14 protein-coding genes are annotated in these 16,245 nt (G+C 73.3%); 10 read left to right on the forward strand and 4 right to left on the reverse strand.

Annotation, left to right across the window (positions count from 1 at the left end; all coding sequences use genetic code 11):
• Positions 1 to 72: 72 nt before the first annotated feature.
• A complete protein-coding gene (locus ACZ3UD_RS24480; RefSeq protein ID WP_465591497.1) occupies positions 73 to 1,677 on the reverse strand; it encodes an MFS transporter in 1,605 nt (534 codons plus the stop codon).
• Positions 1,678 to 1,894: 217 nt separating this feature from the next.
• Here ACZ3UD_RS24480 and ACZ3UD_RS24485 point away from each other — a divergent pair, with 217 nt between their 5' ends.
• From ACZ3UD_RS24485 to ACZ3UD_RS24520, 8 genes are all read left to right on the forward strand, one after another.
• Entirely contained in the window at positions 1,895 to 2,575 is a 681-nt protein-coding gene (locus tag ACZ3UD_RS24485; RefSeq protein ID WP_465591500.1) for a TetR/AcrR family transcriptional regulator, read from the forward strand.
• Between the two features lie 93 nt (positions 2,576 to 2,668).
• Positions 2,669 to 3,973, forward strand: coding sequence for a sensor histidine kinase (locus tag ACZ3UD_RS24490; RefSeq protein WP_465591503.1), 1,305 nt, complete (start codon positions 2,669 to 2,671; stop codon positions 3,971 to 3,973).
• Positions 3,970 to 4,659, forward strand: a complete 690-nt coding sequence (locus ACZ3UD_RS24495) for a response regulator (protein WP_465591506.1) — start codon at positions 3,970 to 3,972, stop codon at positions 4,657 to 4,659. The genes ACZ3UD_RS24490 and ACZ3UD_RS24495 overlap by 4 nt, the downstream gene beginning before the upstream one ends.
• A 309-nt stretch (positions 4,660 to 4,968) precedes the next feature.
• Positions 4,969 to 6,093: an alpha/beta hydrolase gene (locus ACZ3UD_RS24500; protein WP_465591508.1), complete on the forward strand. Its 1,125-nt coding sequence runs from the start codon at positions 4,969 to 4,971 to the stop codon at positions 6,091 to 6,093.
• A gap of 34 nt (positions 6,094 to 6,127) precedes the next feature.
• Positions 6,128 to 7,357, forward strand: coding sequence for an acyltransferase family protein (locus ACZ3UD_RS24505; RefSeq protein WP_465591511.1), 1,230 nt, complete (start codon positions 6,128 to 6,130; stop codon positions 7,355 to 7,357).
• A 267-nt stretch (positions 7,358 to 7,624) separates the two neighbouring features.
• Entirely contained in the window at positions 7,625 to 10,060 is a 2,436-nt protein-coding gene (locus ACZ3UD_RS24510) for a Dyp-type peroxidase (protein WP_465591514.1), read from the forward strand.
• 83 nt (positions 10,061 to 10,143) lie between these two features.
• Positions 10,144 to 10,491, forward strand: a complete 348-nt coding sequence (locus ACZ3UD_RS24515) for an MmcQ/YjbR family DNA-binding protein (RefSeq protein ID WP_465591517.1) — start codon at positions 10,144 to 10,146, stop codon at positions 10,489 to 10,491.
• A gap of 186 nt (positions 10,492 to 10,677) precedes the next feature.
• Positions 10,678 to 11,892: an alpha/beta hydrolase gene (locus ACZ3UD_RS24520; RefSeq protein ID WP_465591519.1), complete on the forward strand. Its 1,215-nt coding sequence runs from the start codon at positions 10,678 to 10,680 to the stop codon at positions 11,890 to 11,892.
• Positions 11,893 to 11,918: 26 nt separating this feature from the next.
• Here ACZ3UD_RS24520 and ACZ3UD_RS24525 read toward each other — a convergent pair whose 3' ends face one another.
• Entirely contained in the window at positions 11,919 to 12,899 is a 981-nt protein-coding gene (locus tag ACZ3UD_RS24525; protein ID WP_465591522.1) for a helix-turn-helix transcriptional regulator, read from the reverse strand.
• A 110-nt stretch (positions 12,900 to 13,009) separates the two neighbouring features.
• On the opposite strand from ACZ3UD_RS24525, the gene ACZ3UD_RS24530 reads away from it, so the two are divergent.
• Positions 13,010 to 13,588, forward strand: a complete 579-nt coding sequence (locus ACZ3UD_RS24530) for a TIGR03086 family metal-binding protein (RefSeq protein ID WP_465591525.1) — start codon at positions 13,010 to 13,012, stop codon at positions 13,586 to 13,588.
• A 68-nt stretch (positions 13,589 to 13,656) separates the two neighbouring features.
• Here ACZ3UD_RS24530 and ACZ3UD_RS24535 read toward each other — a convergent pair whose 3' ends face one another.
• Both ACZ3UD_RS24535 and ACZ3UD_RS24540 read right to left on the reverse strand, forming a co-directional pair.
• A complete protein-coding gene (locus ACZ3UD_RS24535; protein ID WP_465591528.1) occupies positions 13,657 to 14,670 on the reverse strand; it encodes an aldo/keto reductase in 1,014 nt (337 codons plus the stop codon).
• Positions 14,667 to 15,170, reverse strand: coding sequence for a MerR family transcriptional regulator (locus ACZ3UD_RS24540; protein WP_465591531.1), 504 nt, complete (start codon positions 15,168 to 15,170; stop codon positions 14,667 to 14,669). The genes ACZ3UD_RS24535 and ACZ3UD_RS24540 overlap by 4 nt, the downstream gene beginning before the upstream one ends.
• A 120-nt stretch (positions 15,171 to 15,290) precedes the next feature.
• Between ACZ3UD_RS24540 and ACZ3UD_RS24545 the strand changes: the two genes are divergently transcribed.
• The gene (locus tag ACZ3UD_RS24545) at positions 15,291 to 16,124 is read left to right on the forward strand and encodes a serine hydrolase domain-containing protein (protein ID WP_465591534.1); all 834 of its coding nucleotides are present in this window, start codon (positions 15,291 to 15,293) and stop codon (positions 16,122 to 16,124) included.
• The last annotated feature ends 121 nt before the right edge of the window (positions 16,125 to 16,245 follow it).

The following is a 16,245-nucleotide window of genomic DNA, read 5'->3' on the forward strand; positions in this document are numbered from 1 at the left end:
CACCCGCTAGCGACTGGAAGGGCCGGACCCCTCGTGGGGTCCGGCCCTTTCGGTTTCCTCCTGCGAACCTGATCAGATGTGCACGGCCGGGCCCGCGTCGGTGCTGCCGCGGCGGGTGAGCAGGCCGAGCACGGCGGCGCCGAAGGCCACCACGGCGGCCACCACGAAGGCGAGCGACATGCCGCTGACGAAGGACTGGTGCACGGCGCCGGCCATCGCGTCCACCGCCTGCTGCGGGGTGCCGGGCGGGGCCGGCGGGGCGATGCCGAGCTGGGCGGCCTGCTTGAGGCCCTCGGCCTGCGGGCCCTCGACCGGCGGCAGGCCGGCCTTGGCCCAGTTGCCGGGCAGCACGTCGCCGACCTTGGCGGCCATCAGCGCGCCCAGCACGGCGGTGCCGAGGCTGCCGCCGACCTGCATCGCGGACTGCTGCAGGCCGCCGGCCACGCCGGACAGCTCCAGCGGGGCGTTGCCGACGATGACCTCGGTGGCGCCGACCATGACCGGGCTGATGCCGAGGCCCATCAGGACGAACCAGAGCGACATCACGCCGGTGCCGGAGCCGGTGTTCAGGGTGGACATACCGAACATCGCGGTGGTGGTGATCAGCATGCCCGCCACGATCGGGATCCGCGGGCCCAGCTTGCCGATCGCCAGGCCGGCCAGCGGCGAGCCGATGATCATCATGCCGGTCATCGGCAGCAGGTGGACGCCGGCCTCGACGGGTTTTTGCTGGTGCACGTTCTGCAGGTAGAAGGTCACGAAGAAGATCGCGCCGAAGAACGCGAAGGCCATCAGCACCATCAGCAGCACGCCCGCCGACAGCGGCACCGAGCGGAACAGGCCGAGCGGGATCAGCGGCTCCTTCGCCCGGCCCTGCCAGAACGCGAAGAGCGCCATCAGCACCACCGCGCCGCCCAGGAACAGCAGCGTCCTGGCGTCGCCCCAGCCCCACTCGGGGGCCTTGATGATGCCGAAGACCAGCGCGAACATCCCGACCGAGAGCAGCGCGATGCCGGGGACGTCGAAGGACTTGGCGGCGTTCTCGGCCCGGACGTCCTTGAGGATCCACAGACCCAGGCACAGCGCGATCAGGCCGACCGGGATGTTGATGAAGAAGACCGACTCCCAGTTGACGTGCTCGACCAGCAGGCCGCCGACGATCGGGCCGGCCGCGGTGGAGGCGCCGATCACGCCGCCCCAGATGCCGATCGCCATGTTGAGCTTCTCGGCCGGGAAGGCCCCGCGCAGCAAGCCGAGCGCGGCCGGCTGGAGCAGCGCGCCGAACAGGCCCTGCAGGACGCGGAAGGCGATCACGGTCTGGATGTTGCCGGCGAAGCCGATCGCGGCCGAGGTGGCGGCGAAGCCGACCGCGCCGACCAGGAACGTGGTCTTGTGGCCGAACCGGTCGCCGATCTTGCCGGCGGTGATCAGGAAGACCGCGAGCGCCAGCAGGTAGCCGCTGGTGACCCACTGGATCTCGGACGGCGCCGCGTTCAGCTTCTCCTGGATCACCGGGTTGGCGATCGCGACGATCGTGCCGTCCAGGGCCACCATCATCACGCCGACCGCGACGGTCAGCAGGGTCAGCCAGGGGTGCCCCTTGAGCCCTCCCCCGGTCGGCGGATTCGGCGGCGGCGGTGCGTCCGCCTTGGAGTTCTTGACGACGGACTGGCTCATCTGGCCCTCCGGGGGCGTGCCGAGGTTCGGAACGTGGGAGTGGCGCTGCGACGACCCACCCGTCCCCACGAGTGCCCGGCCGACGAGCGCCACTGTCGGCAGATTATGACAGCCTCTGACATTCGGCAAACAATGACTTCTGACCTGCACTGACATTTGTCAGGAGGCTAAGGTTGTGCTCCCACCCGCCACACCAGCGCCCCGGAAGGCCCCCGCCATGGCCGCTCACACCCCCCGCACCGTCGGCACCCCGGAGGACCTCGGCCGGACGCCCGGACTTCGGGAGCGCAAGAAACAGCAGACCCGGGACGCCCTGGTGCAGGCCGCCCACGTGCTCTTCCTCAGCCAGGGCTTCGCCCGCACCACCGTCGACGAGATCGCCTCCGCCGTGGACGTCTCCCAGCGCACCTTCTTCCGCTACTTCGCCAACAAGGACGAGGTCGCCCTCGCCGTGATGGCCGACGCCGAGGACTACTTCATCGAGTGCCTGCGCCGCCGCCCGGCCGAGGAGACCCCGCTCCAGGCGCTGCGCGCCTCGATCGTCAAGGCCTGGCGCGACCTCGGGAAAGCCCAGACCCCCGGGCCCGGCTCGATCAGCAGCGCCCTGGAGCTGCTGCGGATCATCGAGGACACGCCCGCGCTGCTCGCCGCCCACCTGCGCCGGGTCACCGACCAGGAGCGGCTGGTGGTCCAGGTGCTCGCCGAGCGCGAGGGGCTGGACCCGACCGAGGACCTGCGGCCGGTCGTGCTCGCCGCCGTCTTCGGCAGCCTGCTGCGCGCCGCCCACCTGTCCTGGACCGCCGAGCAGGAACCGGCCGGGCCCGAGGGCATGGTCAGGGTGATCGAGCGCCACTTCGACCAGCTCGGTCCGGCCCTGGCCGGACACTGGCGCTCGTAATACCCGGGTATCACCCGGTACCGGGGTATCCCCCGGAAGTTCGCGCTCCAGTCCGACGACCGGCGCGGGTCGGCCCTCCTAGGCTGGCCCGCGATGAAGACACCCACCAAAGCCGACGCCCGCCGGTACGCCGCCCGGCAACTGCGCACCCTGCTGCACCACCTCAGCACGCCGAGCGAGGACGAGACCCCGCTGCTCGGGGAGTCGCGCCGGCGCTGGGCGCGCCGGCTGCCGTACGTCGTCGCCGCGATCCTCCAGGCCTCGCTGATCCCCACCGGGATCGCCAGCCTGGTCAGCTTCTACGGCCTGGTGCTGCCGGTGGCCGCCGCGCTCACCGTCGCCCAGACCACGCCGCTGTTCCTCGCCATCACCCGGCCGCTGGCCGCCTGGTGGATCAGCGCCGCCACCCTCGTCACCACCGCCGTCGTCACCGCCCGCCACCACCAGGTGATGGGCAGTTGGCCATGGACGGCGCCGATGATCATCTCGTACGTCTTTCTGCTGCTCGCCCTCGCCCTGCGGGAGCGCCGGCCCACCCTGGTCGCGGTCTGGGTCGCCACCGTCCTGCTCACCGCGCTCACCACCACCCTCGGCCTGCCCCGGGCCGGCGACGGCACCACCGTGCTGCTGATCGCACTCAGCGGCGCCGCGCTGCTGCTCGGCTGGGCCGTCCGGGATCGCGCGGTGGCCCGCCGACTGCTCTCCGAACAGGAGCAGATCAGCGAGATCGAACGCGAGCGGCGCACCCTGCTGGAGGAACGCGCCCGGATCGCCAGGGAGTTGCACGACGTGGTGGCCCACCACATGTCGGTGATCGCCGTCCAGGCCGCCAGCGCGCCGTACCGGATCGAGGGCGTACCCGCCGACGCCGCCGAGGAGTTCACCACGATCGCCGACGCCGCCCGGGAGTCGCTGGCCGAGATGCGGCGGCTGCTCGGCGTGCTGCGCAGCGAGGAGTCCGCCGCGGAGAAGGCCCCGCAGCCCGGGGTGGACCGACTCGCCCAGCTGGTCGAGACGGTGGGGCGGGCCGGGGTGCCCGCCGAGCTGACCGTGGACGAGGGGCTGGCCGAGCGGGTGCCGCAGGCCGTCGGCCTGTCCGTCTACCGGATCGTGCAGGAGGCGCTGGCCAACGTGGTCCGGCACGCCCCCGGCGCGCGGACCTGGGTGTCGCTCTCGGCGGACGGCCCGGAACTGCGGCTGACCGTGGTCAACGCGCCGCCGCCGCAGCGCACCGAGTCGCTGGAGGCCTCGGTCGAGGGCACCGGGCAGGGTCTGGTCGGAATGCGCGAACGCGTCCGGCTGGTCGATGGCAGGCTGGACACCGGCCCGCTGCCGGACGGCGGCTTCAAGGTGGCCGCCGTCCTGCCGCTCGACCTTCCTCTGGAGACACCCGCATGACCATCCGCGTGATCATCGTCGACGACCAGGCCATGGTGCGGGCCGGCTTCGCCGCCCTGCTCAACGCCCAGAGCGACATCGACGTGGTGGGGGACGCGGCGGACGGCGCCCAGGCCCTGGAGGTCACCGGACGCACCCACCCCGACGTGGTGCTGATGGACGTCCGGATGCCCGTCATGGACGGTCTGGAGGCGGCCCGGAGGCTGCTCGACCCGGCCACTGGTGGTCAGGGAGGCGGCGGCGCGCACCGGCCCAAGGTGCTGATGCTGACCACCTTCGACGTGGACGACTACGTGTACGAGGCGCTGCGCGCCGGGGCCAGCGGCTTCCTGCTCAAGGACGCCCCGCCCGCCGACCTGATCGCCGCGGTCCGGGTGGTCGCGGCCGGCGAGGCGCTGCTCGCCCCCTCGGTGACCCGCCGGCTGATCGAGGACTTCGCCCGCAGCCGCCCCGCCAAGCGCCGCGACCCCAAGCTGCGGCTCAACGGCCTGACCCCGCGCGAGACCGAGGTGCTGGAGCTGATCGCCCGCGGCCTGTCCAACCAGGAGATCGCCGGGCAGCTGGTGCTCGCCGAACAGACCGTCAAGACCCACATCGGCCGCATCCTCGCCAAGCTCGACCTGCGCGACCGCGCCCAGGCGGTGGTGCTGGCCTACGAGTCCGGCCTGGTGACGCCAGGTCAGTAGTGCTGCGACTGACTCGCCCGCCTGCCTCCGTGCGCTCGGAATCCGGTGCCGACGGTCGGCGGGCACTGCGCCACCTCCTCCGCCGGCGGCCTGACCCTTCTCCCTTTCGGCACCGGCGCGCCCCTTCGGCTCGGGGCGGCCCCTCCCTGATACCCGGGTAGCACCCGGGAGTTGGCCCCGCGGTGTGACGTCCGCGGGGCCGTCGCATTCCTACCTTCCTCCCCGTCGACAGCCGAACCGGCTCGACGACCGAACCGGCTCGACGACCGAACCGGCTCGGCAGCCGAACGGACGAAGGAGAGCAGGGACATGCGCAAGTTTCGGGCCAGGCGGGCGATCGCCGCCACCGCGGTGGCGCTGGCGGCGGTGCTCGGCGCGGGCGGCTGGGCCGCCGACACCCAGACCGCCGTCACCGGCCCGCCGCCCGGCAGTGCCGACTGGACCGCCGACACCGCGTCTGGCCTCCGGCCGCCCAACCCCGCCACCGCCACGCCGACCCAAGTCGCCTCCTTCTTCGCCGAGTTGACGCCGGAGCAGCAGGACGCCCTGGCCGCCCGGCACCCGTTGGTGGTCGGCAACCTGGACGGCGCCCCGATCCGACTCCGCTACCGGGCCAACACCCTGGCCCTCACCGCCGAGCGCGACCGGGAACTCGCCCGGGCCACCGACCCGGCGCTCACCCCGCAGGACCACCAGGCCGCCCGCACCCGCGCCGAGCGCTACCGCACCCTGCTGGACGGCGGCCGGCGGATCCTCGCCTTCGACCCGCGCGGCCGTGGCCAGGTCGCCGAGGTGTACGGCGACCTCGCCGCCGCCCGCCGCACCGCCGTGATCGTCCCCGGGTCGGACATCGACCTGCTGAGCTTCGACCGCGCCGGCGACCCGTACGGTACCCCCGCCGGCATGGCCCGCACCCTGCACGGGGCCACCGACGGGCAGACCGCCGTGATCGCCTGGGTCGGCTACACCACCCCGGTCGGCCTCGGCCCGGACGCCGCCACCGAGGACCTCGCCCGGGCCGGCGCCACCCGGCTGACCCGGCTGCTGGACGGACTCGCCGTCAGCACCCGGCCGCAGGCCCCGCCCACGATGTTCTGCCACAGCTACGGCTCGGTGGTCTGCGGCCTGGCCCGCCCGAACCCGGCCCAGGCCTCCGGCCTGGTGGTGCTCGGCTCACCCGGCATGGGCGTCGACTCCGCCGCCGACCTCGACCCGCGCGTCCCGCTCTGGGCCACCACCCGCAACGGCTCGGACTGGATCGGCGACGTGCCCAACGTCCGGCTGCTCGGCCTCGGCCACGGCGCCGACCCGACCGACCCCGGCTTCGGCGCCCGCCCGCTGCCCGCCACCGGATCCCACGGCCACTCCGGCTACTTCGCCCCCGGCACCGCCTCGCTCGCCGCCTACGCCGCCATCGCCCTCGGGCGCGGCTGACCCCTCCGAAACCCGCACTGGAAGGAGCACCGCCATGGCCCACCCGCTCACCACCCTGCGCCGCGCCGCCGAGACGGTCGACGCCCGGACGCCCGAGACCCGCGACCGCGCCCTGGACGGGCTGCGCGCCCTCGCCCTGCTCGCCGTGCCGATCGGGCACTGGATGCTCGGCGGCCTCACCCTCTCCCCCGACGGCGCCCTGCACAACGCCAGCCCGCTCTCCTCGCTCGGCTTCTTCGCCCCGGTCAGCTGGGTGCTGCAGATGCTCGGGGTGTTCTTCCTGGTGGGCGGCCACTCCTCGGTCCGCTCGCTGGAACGCGCCCGGGAGAAGGGCCTGACGTACGGGAATTGGCTGCGGAGCCGGACGGTCCGGCTGCTGCGCCCGGTGCTCGGGGTGACGGCCGTATGGGCGGTGCTGATCCCGCTGCTGCCCCGGCTCGGCGTCCCGGCGGACACCCTGCGCACCGGTGCCACGCTGGTGGTTCAGCCACTCTGGTACATCGGGGTCTACCTGGGGCTGACCGCGCTCACCCCGCTCTGCGCGGCCTTCGCGCGGCGGCTGGGCGGCTGGTCGGCGGGCCTGCCGGCGGCCGCGGTCGCGGTGGTCGACCTGCTGCGGTACGGGCCGTGGGCCGAGGTGGTGCCGTCCTGGGTCGGGCTGCTGAACATCCTGCCGGGCTGGCTGTTCGGCTACCAGCTGGGCGTGCTGTGGGCGCGGGGCCGGCTCGGCAGGCCGGCCGCCCGGGTGCTGCTGCTCGGCGGCGGCGCGCTGTTCGCCGCACTGCTGCTGGTGTTCCACTACCCGGCGAGCATGGTCGGCGTGCCCGGCGTCGAGCGCACCAACTCGCACCCGCCGTCCCTGCTGGTGCTCGCCCTGGCGGCGGCGCAGTGCGGCGCCGCGGTGCTGCTGCGGGACCGACTGGGCCGGCTGCTGACCCGCCGTCCGCTGCTCTGGCTGCCGGTGGTGGTGGTCAACCTGTCGGCGATGACGATCTTCTGCTGGCACCAGAGCGCGATGCTCGCGGTGGCGGTGCCCGGCGCGGCCGGCCTGGGCGCCGTCCCGGGGCTGACCACCACGCCGGACTCGCTCGGCTGGGTGGTCGCCCGGCTGGCGCTGCTTCCGCTGTTCGGAGCCGTGCTGGTGGCGATCGGGTGGTTCACCCGGCGCTTCGACGGGCCCTGGACGGCGTTCTCCCGGGTCGGCAAGGCGGCGGCCGGGGCCGCGGCGGCGCTCTTCGCCGCGTACGCGCTGGGCATGGTGTGAACCCGCCGTACCGGCGGTGACCCTGCGCCGGAGGGCAGGGCACGGAAGGGGCGTGGACCGATCCCACGCCCCTTTCAGCCGTTCCGGCGCACCTCCGGGGCGGGACCGCCCCAAGGGGTGCATGCGCATGCGGACCACCACGCATTGTGATGTTCTGTGACGGTCGGCGACTACCCGCAGTTCCCGGTACGCCGCTCACGGTGCAGCGTCGCGCAGTGGGTCCAGCTCGGCTCCTGATCCCCGCCCCACCCAGAAAGGACACCCCCCATGACCACGGATCTGAGCCTGCGCGACAGCGAGGAGATCCAGGGCGACATCCTCGCCGGCTTCAAGAAGGACAACGTCAGCGTCCTGTTCCTCAAGTTCGAGGACGCCGCCCGGGCCCGCGACTGGCTGCGCAGGATCACCCCGCAGATCTCCACGACCCGCGAGGTCGCCGAGTTCAACGAGAAGTTCAGCGAGGCCAAGCAGGCCTCCGGCGGCGACGACCCCAAGTCGCTGACCGCCACCTGGCTGGGCCTCAGCTTCACCTACGAGGGCCTGCGGATGCTCGCCGCGAGCGACCCGTTCCCGACCGCGCCGCCGACCGGCAGCGGCCTGGAGGCCTTCAAGCAGGGCCCGGCCCAGCGGGCCGAAGCGCTCGGCGACAAAGGCGCCAACAGTCCGGACAAGTGGTTGTTCGGCAACGGGACGAACCAGCCGATCCACGCCGTGCTGAAGATCTCCGCGGACACCGAGCGGGACCTCCAGTCGGCGATCGAAGCCCAGCGGATCGCCGCCGCCGAGTGCCGGGTGCTGATCGTCTACCAGCAGAACGCCCAGACCCTGCTGGGCAGTCGGCGCGGCAAGGAGCACTTCGGTTTCAAGGACGGCATCAGCGAGCCCGGCGTCCGGGGCTTCGACAAGCCGAACCCGAACAAGCCGGACGAGGTGGACGGCCACCCCGGCACCCGGCTGATCCCGGCCGGCGAGTTCGTCTGCGGGCTGCCCAACGACCCGTTCAGCGGCCCCCCGAGCCAGTACCCCGAGTGGGCCCGCAACGGCTCCTTCCAGGTGATCCGCCGGCTCGCCCAGGACGTGCCCGGCTGGTGGTCGCAGGTCGCGGTCAAGCTGGACGAGCTCAGGAAGGCCAAGGCCGTCCCGGAGCACGCCACCACCGAGTGGCTGGCCGCCCGGATGGTCGGCCGCTGGCGTTCCGGCGCTCCGGTCTGCAAGTACCCGGACCGGGACGTGCCGAACAACCCGACCGCCGCCAAGGACAACGACTTCACCTTCCGGGACGACCCGGAGGGCCTGGTCACCCCGCTCTGGTCTCACCTGCGCAAGACCGAACCGCGCGCCGGTCTGCAGGGGAGCCCGGACAAGCCCCCGCTGGACGCCGAGGTCCTCAACGGCCGGCGGATCATGCGCCGCGGCACCCCGTACGGGGCCCCGTTCGACCCGGCCTCCGAGGGCCCGGGCGGCCCGGACGACCCCCGCGGCCTGCTGTTCATCTGCTACCAGGCGGACATCCAGCGGCAGTTCGAGTTCATCCAGGCCGACTGGATGGACGAGCCGGACTTCCCGCCGAACCGCGCCGCCGACCCCGACGACGCGCCGCCGCCCGGGCACGCCAGGCCCAGGCCGGTGCCCGGCCGGGACCCGGTCACCCAGAACTGCCTGGACCCGGAGTCGCGTGAGATCACGCCGGTCGACTACGAGAGCCGGGACCCGGCCGGTCTGATCGAGCACACCCCGCTGAGCTTCGCGCAGTTCGTCCAGACCACCGGCGCGGTGTACGCCTTCATGCCCTCGCTGAGCGTCCTGCGCGGACTCTGCGAGGGCCGGCTCACCCCGGTCGCCGGGCAGACCACCACGCAGACCGGCGGGCAGAGCGGCGGCCAGACCGGCGGCCAGACCACCACCCAGACCGGCGGGCAGACCGGCGGCCAGCCCAAGCCGCAGCCGGTGAAGGCCTACCCGTGCGACGAGTTCGTCACCGTCCCGGACCAGTACCGCAAGAGTGGCCGGAGCCAGTACTGGGCCTTCCACGGCGACCGCTGTCGGCTGATCTCGATCGCCGACGGCTCCGCCCACACCGACCGCAAGGTCGAGGACGACACCTGGCTGAACACCTGGACCTGTCTGCGGGGCGTCGGCCGGGTGGACTGCGTGCTGCCCGTCCCGGACCAGCAGGACCCGGCCGGCAAGAGCTGGTACTGGGTGTTCCACAGCACCAGCGGCCGCCAGCAGTACCGGATGGTCTCGATCACCTGCGGCGGCGGCGGCCGCTACACCACCACGCTGGAGCGCCCGGACCGCGACCTCACCTACTGGGGCTCGCTCAGCGGCGTGGGCCAGGTGGACTGCTGGCTGCCGGTGCCGGACCAGCAGCGGGTCGGCGGCAAGAGCTGGTACTGGGTGTTCCACAGCACCAGCGGCCGCCAGCAGTACCGGCTGATCTCGATCGCCGACGGCTCCGCCCACACCGACGTGCGCGAGCGCACCGACCGCGAGCTCTCCCAGTGGAGCTCACTGAACGGCCTGAACCGGGTGGACTGCTTCCTGCCCGTCCCGGACTGCCAGCGGGTCAACGGGAGCAGCGAGTTCTGGGTGTTCTGCGGCCAGAGCTACCGCCGGATCTCGATCGCCGACGGCAGCGGCCACCCGGACCGCCTGGTCGACGGCGACCGCACCTGCGACAACTGGGCCTCGCTCGGCTGACTTCCGCGGCACAGCCCCACGCCCCCGGTGCGCCACAACGCGCGCCGGGGCGCGCCGTCGGTGCCCTGCTCTACCCTGCGGCCATGGTGACGTTCGACGAGTTCCGCGCGATGGCCCTGGCCCTGCCGGAGTCCGCCCAGGAGCCGACCTGGGACATCGAGACCCTGCGGGTCCGGCACAAGATCTTCGCGATGGGCGCGCCGGAGGGCGGGAGCGTCACCGTCAAGGCCTCCCCCGAGGACCAGGCCGAGCTGCTCGCCGCCGAGCCCGCGGTGTTCTCCTTCGCCCCGTACGTCGGCCGGCACGGCTGGGTGCGGGTCCGGCTGGACCTGGTCGACCCGGAGGAGCTGTACGACCTGGTCACCGAGGCCTGGCGGCGGACGGCGCCCAAGCGGCTGGTGCGCGAATTCGACGCCCGGCACTCCGGTTAGCCGCGTCGGAACGGCCACATAGGGACGCCGGGAGGACACCCCCGGTTCATGTGATCCATCCCACAGTTTGGGCGTGTCCGTCACCCTCCTGTGACCTCTACGCTTGCGCAGGGAAGTCAGCAAGTCCAATCGCACCCTCCGGGCACCGCCCGCGAAACGGTGACGGGCCCCAAGGGAGTTGGTGCGGTGCGCAACCGTCGACGCTGGAAGCGCGTACTGATCGGAGCGTTCGCGGGTTGTGCCGTGCTCGCCGACGCCGGCGCCTCCGCGGCCGCGGCCGCGGTCTCCTCCGAGCAGCTGGCGATCTCCACGCCCCCGGCCGGCAGCGCCGGCTGGATCCAGGACCGCTCCTTCGGCCGCTCCCTGCCCGACCCGGCCACCACCAGCCCGGCCGACGCCGCCGCCTTCTTCGCCTCGCTCGCCCCCACCGAGCTGGACCGGCTGATCAAGGACTACCCGCTGGTCGTCGGCAACTACGACGGCGCCCCGCTGGACCTGCGCTACCGCGCCAACCGGATCGCGCTGGCGAACGAGCGCGACGCCGCCCGGGTCCGCGCCGAGGACAAGAAGCTGGACGCCGACACCCGCGCGCTGGCCGTCTCCCGCGCCAACGACGTCGAGCACCTGCTCAGCCCCGGCCGGCAGATCCTGGCCTTCGACCCGCGCGGCCGCGGCCTGGTCACCGAGGTGTGGGGCGACCTCACCGACGCCGAGCGGATCTCCGTGATCGTCCCCGGCTCGGACGCCGACCTCGGCCACTTCGACCAGACCGCCGAACCGCTGCGCTCCCCGGCCGGCATGGCCCGCGCCCTGTACGGCGAGGAACAGCGCCAGGCCCCGGGCACCCGTACCGCCGTGATCGCCTGGACCGGTTACGTCACCCCCTCCGGCCTCGGCCCGGACGCCGCCACCTCCCGGCTCGCCGACGTCGCCGCGCCCCGGCTGGAGCGGCTGCTGGCCGGCCTCAGGGAGACCACCCGCCCGGACGCGCCCCCGGCGCTGCTCTGCCACTCGTACGGCTCGGTGGTCTGCGGTACCGCCGGCCCGAAGATCCCGCGCGCCGCCGCCTCGCCGTCCGACACCTCGGGCATCACCGACATGATGGTGTTCGGCAGCCCCGGCATGGGCGTGCAGCGCGCCGCCGAGCTGGGCACCGGCGTGCACGTGTGGGCCACCCGCAACCCCAGCGACTGGATCGGCAACGTCCCGTTCCTGGAGGTCGGCAAGCTCGGCCACGGCGCCGACCCGACCGGCGGCGGCTTCGGCGCGGAGCAGATCTCCTCGGCCCGGGCGGCCGGCCACAACGGCTACTTCAGCGACGGCACCGACAGCCTGCACAACTTCGCGGCGATCTCGCTCGGCGACTACTCGGACGTCGTCCGGACCACGCCCAACTCCTGAGCCGGCCGGGGCCCGGGAGCCACGTCCTAGTCCTGGTACAGCCGTAAGGCCTCCGCCGCCGACCTGGCCAACTCGCGCCGGGCGGTCGGCGGGGCCAGCACCTCGACGTCCGCGCCGAAGGCCAGCAGCGAGCGGACGGCCGCCGGGGACGAGAAGGCCATCACCAGCTCGACCCACTCCTCGGCCGGCCCGGCGCCCGCCTCCGGGGGCAGCTCGGCGATCCGGCTGCCGTGGATGCGCAGGAACATGTCCAGCCGCCCGCGCCGGACCCGCACCCGCACCGGCAGCTCCTTGGGCACCCGCTCCACCTGCTCGCGCAGCACCGCCCACACCTCGCCGAGCCCCACCCCCGCGCGCCGCCGCACCGCCTCCTCGGTGGTCTCGGCGGCCAGCACCCGGTCGGCCCGGAACAGCCGCGGCTCGGCGTGCAGATCGGCCACCAGGTACCAGACCGAGGCCTTGCTGACCAGCCCGTACGGGTCGACGGTGTAGTCCACCGGCGCGGGCGTGCCGCTGTGCCGGTAGCGCAGCCGCAGCCGCCGGTCGGCGAACACCGCGTACTGCAGCTCCCCCAGGTCCGGCCCGCTCCCGGCGCCGGGCTGGGTGCTCTGCATCCAGCGGGCCGGGTCGACCAGGATGCGCTCGCTGACCCGCTCGGCCGCGGGGCGGTGCGGGGCGGGCAGGGCAGCCATCACCTTGCGCAGCGCCGAGCCGAGCGCGCCGTCCAGCCCGAGGTCGCTGTGCGCGCCCTGGGCGGAGAGCACGAACAGCGCCCGGGCCTCGTCCGCCGTCAGTCCGGTGACATCGGTGCGGTAGCCGGGCAGGAGGTTGATGCCGCCGTGCCGGCCGCGCTCGGTGAACACCGGCACCCCGGCCGCGGAGAGCGACTCCACGTCCCGGTAGATGGTGCGGACGGACACCTCCAGCCGTTCGGCGAGCTCGGTGGCGGGCACCCGGCCGCGGGTCTGGAGCAGCAGGAGGATCGAGAGCAGGCGGTCGGCCTTCATGGCACAAGAATCCCAGTAATCCTGACGGCACTTGTCAGGTTTTACTGGGAGATTGCGTTCCGAGCCCGAGAGACTCGAAAGACCGCACCGCACAAGGGAGCTGACCACCCGTGAACGCCGTCCAGGACGCCCGCCCGCAGTACCTGCTCGCCCTCGGCCAGCTGGAGAAGCTGTTCGCCGTGATCACCCCGGCCGAGCTCGACCGGCCCACCCCCTGCGAGGAGTTCACGCTGCGCCAGCTGCTGAACCACGTGGTCGGCGGCATCCACCGCTTCGCGTACATGGGCGAGGGCGGCCACGCCGAGGACGTCCTGCCCGGCATCGAGGACCCGTCGGACGAGGGCTGGTCGGCCGCGCTCGCCCGGGCCGGCGCCCGCGCCACCGCCGCCTGGGCGGACGACGCCAAGCTGGGCCGCCCGACCTTCGCCCCCTGGGGCGAAGTGCCCGGCGGCATGGTGGTCGGCGGTTACGTGATGGAGGCGACGACCCACGCCTGGGACATCGCGAAGTCCCTGGACAACGGCTTCGTGCTGGACGACGGGCTGGCGCACACCGCGCTGGCCATCGCCGAGGTCGCCCTGCCGGCCGAGAGCCGGGTCGAGGGCGTCCCCTTCGCCAAGGTGCGACCGGTCGCCGAGGACGCCGACGTCCACACCCGGCTGGCGGCCTGGATGGGCCGCACGGTCTGAGCCGGAGCCCGCGGCGACCGGGCCCGGGGGGTGACGGCTCCCCGGGCCCGGTCGCCGCTACTCCCGCGCTACTCCCGCCCGACGAAGGTGAAGTTCATGTCGGGGTAGCGGCCGCCGGCCACCTGCGCCGACACCGGCTCCAGCAGCGCCAGCTCCTCCGCGCTCAGCCGCAGGGTCGCCGCCGCGGTGTTCTCGGCCAGCCGGCCGCGCCTGCGGGTGCCCGGGATCGGCACCACGGTCAGCCCGTGCACCTCGGCCCGCTGCTGCACCCAGGCCAGCGCGACCTGGGCCATCGTCACCCCGCGGGCCGCCGCGATCTCCCGCAGCGGGGCGAGCAGTTCGCCGTTGGCGACCGCGTTCTCGCCGGTGAACCGCGGCTGGGTGCGCCGGGCGTCGTCCGCGGCGAGCTGCTCGGCGGCCTGGAACGAGCCGGTCAGGAAGCCGCGCCCGAGCGGCGAGTACGACACGAGGGCGACGCCGAGCTCCACCGCGGCCGGCACCACCGCCCGCTCGATGTCCCGGGCGAACACCGACCACTCCGACTGCAGCGCGGCGATCGGGTGGATCGCGTGCGCCTCGCGCAGCTCCGCCCCGGTCACCTCGGACAGGCCCAGGTGGCGCACCTTGCCGGCCGCGACCAGCTCGGCCATCGCGCCGACCGAGTCGGCCAGCGGCACGGCCGGGTCGCGGCGGTGCATGTAGTAGAGGTCGATCTCGTCCACGCCGAGGCGGCGCAGCGATGCGTCCACGGCGGCCCGGATGTACGCCGGGTCGTTGCGGATGCCGCGGTGGGCCGGGTCGTCCTCCTTGCGCTCGATGGCGAACTTGGTGGCGAGCACCACCTTGTCCCGGTTGGCCCGGACGAAGGGGCCGATGAACTCCTCATTGCGGCCGTAGCCGTAGGCGTCGGCGGTGTCGAACAGGGTGACGCCGGCCTCCAGCGCGGCGTCCAGCGTGGCGAGCGCCTCGTCGGAGTCGGTCGGTCCGTAGAAGTCACTCATGCCCATGCAGCCGAGACCCTGGACACCCACCAGCGGGCCGGCGGTGCCGAGTTCGACGGTGGGGAGGACGGGGTGAGTCATGCGCTCTGTTCTTCCTCTACTCGGTGGTACTGGCATTGGACGGGAGCACCGGTGGTGTCGATGACCTTCCCGGCGTAGAGATCGATCTTGTAGTCGAGGACGGACAGGGTGGCCTGGAGGTCGGCGATCCGCTGCCGGACCTCCTCGCGCTGCGCTTCCAGCAGCTGCCGCCGCTCCCCGTAGGTCTGTTCGCCGCGGCGGGCCATGTCGACGTACTTGAGCATGTCCGCCACCGACATCCCGGTCAGCCGCAGCCGGCCCAGGAAGGCCAGCCGGTGCAGGTCGCCGTCGCAGTAGCGGCGCTGGCCGCCGACCGCGCGGTCGACCGGGTCGAGCAGGCCGATCCGCTCGTACCAGCGCAGGGTGTGGGCGGTCAGTCCGCTGGCCGCGGCGACCTCGCTGATGGTGTGCCGCGGGGTCCGGTCCGGATCGCCGACCGGGCGGTCGAACACCTCGGAGCAGCTGCGCAGCCGGCCCTCGACGAGCGCGGGTGTGGTCATTGATCGTTCCCCCTGTCCTGTGCGACGGCGATGACGCTACCGAGTTGGAGTGCACTCCAAGCAAGCCTGTCAGCCGGGTGCCCCCGCCACCCGGTTTCCGCTCGCACTAGAGTCAACAGCATGGAGAGCCTGCGGATGATCGAGAACTGGCCCGTGCCCCACGCCGCCGCGGCGGTGGTCCGGGGTGCGGACGGAGCGGTGCTGGGCGCGCACGGGCCGCAGCAGCACCTCTTCCCGCTGGCCTCGGTGACCAAGCTGCTCACCGCGTACGCGGCGCTGGTCGCGATCGAGGAGGGCGTGTTCGAGCTGGACGACCCGGCCGGCCCGCCCGGTTCGACCGTGCGCCACCTGCTCGCCCACACCTCCGGCCTCGGCTTCGACGAGGACCGGGTCTTCGCCGAGCCCGGCAACCGCCGGCTCTACTCCAACGCCGGTTTCGACGCGCTCTCCCGCGCCCTGTCCGAGGCCGCCGGGATCGAGTTCCACCGCTACGCCGCCGAGGCGGTGTTCGAGCCGCTGGGCATGCACGACACCCTGCTCAACACCGCGCACAAGTCCCCGGCCGGCGCCGGCGGCCTGTCCACGGTGGCCGACCTGGCCCGCTTCGCCGCCGAGTTGCAGTCGCCCAAGCTGCTGGACCCGTCCACCGTCCGGCAGGCCACCCGCGAGGTCGCCTTCCCCGGCACCAGCGGTGTGCTGCCCGGCTACGGCCACCGCCGCCCGAACGACTGGGGCCTCGGCTTCGAGATCCGCGACGGCAAGAGCCCGCACTGGACCGGCACCGCCAACTCCCCCGAGACCTTCGGCCACTTCGGCCAGTCCGGCACCTTCCTGTGGGTCGACCCGCAGGCCGGCGTGGCCTGCATCGCGCTCACCGACCAGGACTTCGGGCCCTGGGCCGTCGAGGCCTGGCCGGCCCTGTCCGACGCGGTGCTGGCGGAACTGGACGGCTGAAGAGGCGCGCCAATGAGCCGTTAAGGGCGAACCCTTTGCCCGACGGATACGAACCTTTGGGGATCTGGGGGCAGTGCACCGTCCCGTACTTCTCGGCCTGACGCCCGGCCAACGGCCGCCC

The organism is Kitasatospora sp. NPDC023118 (assembly GCF_055560875.1).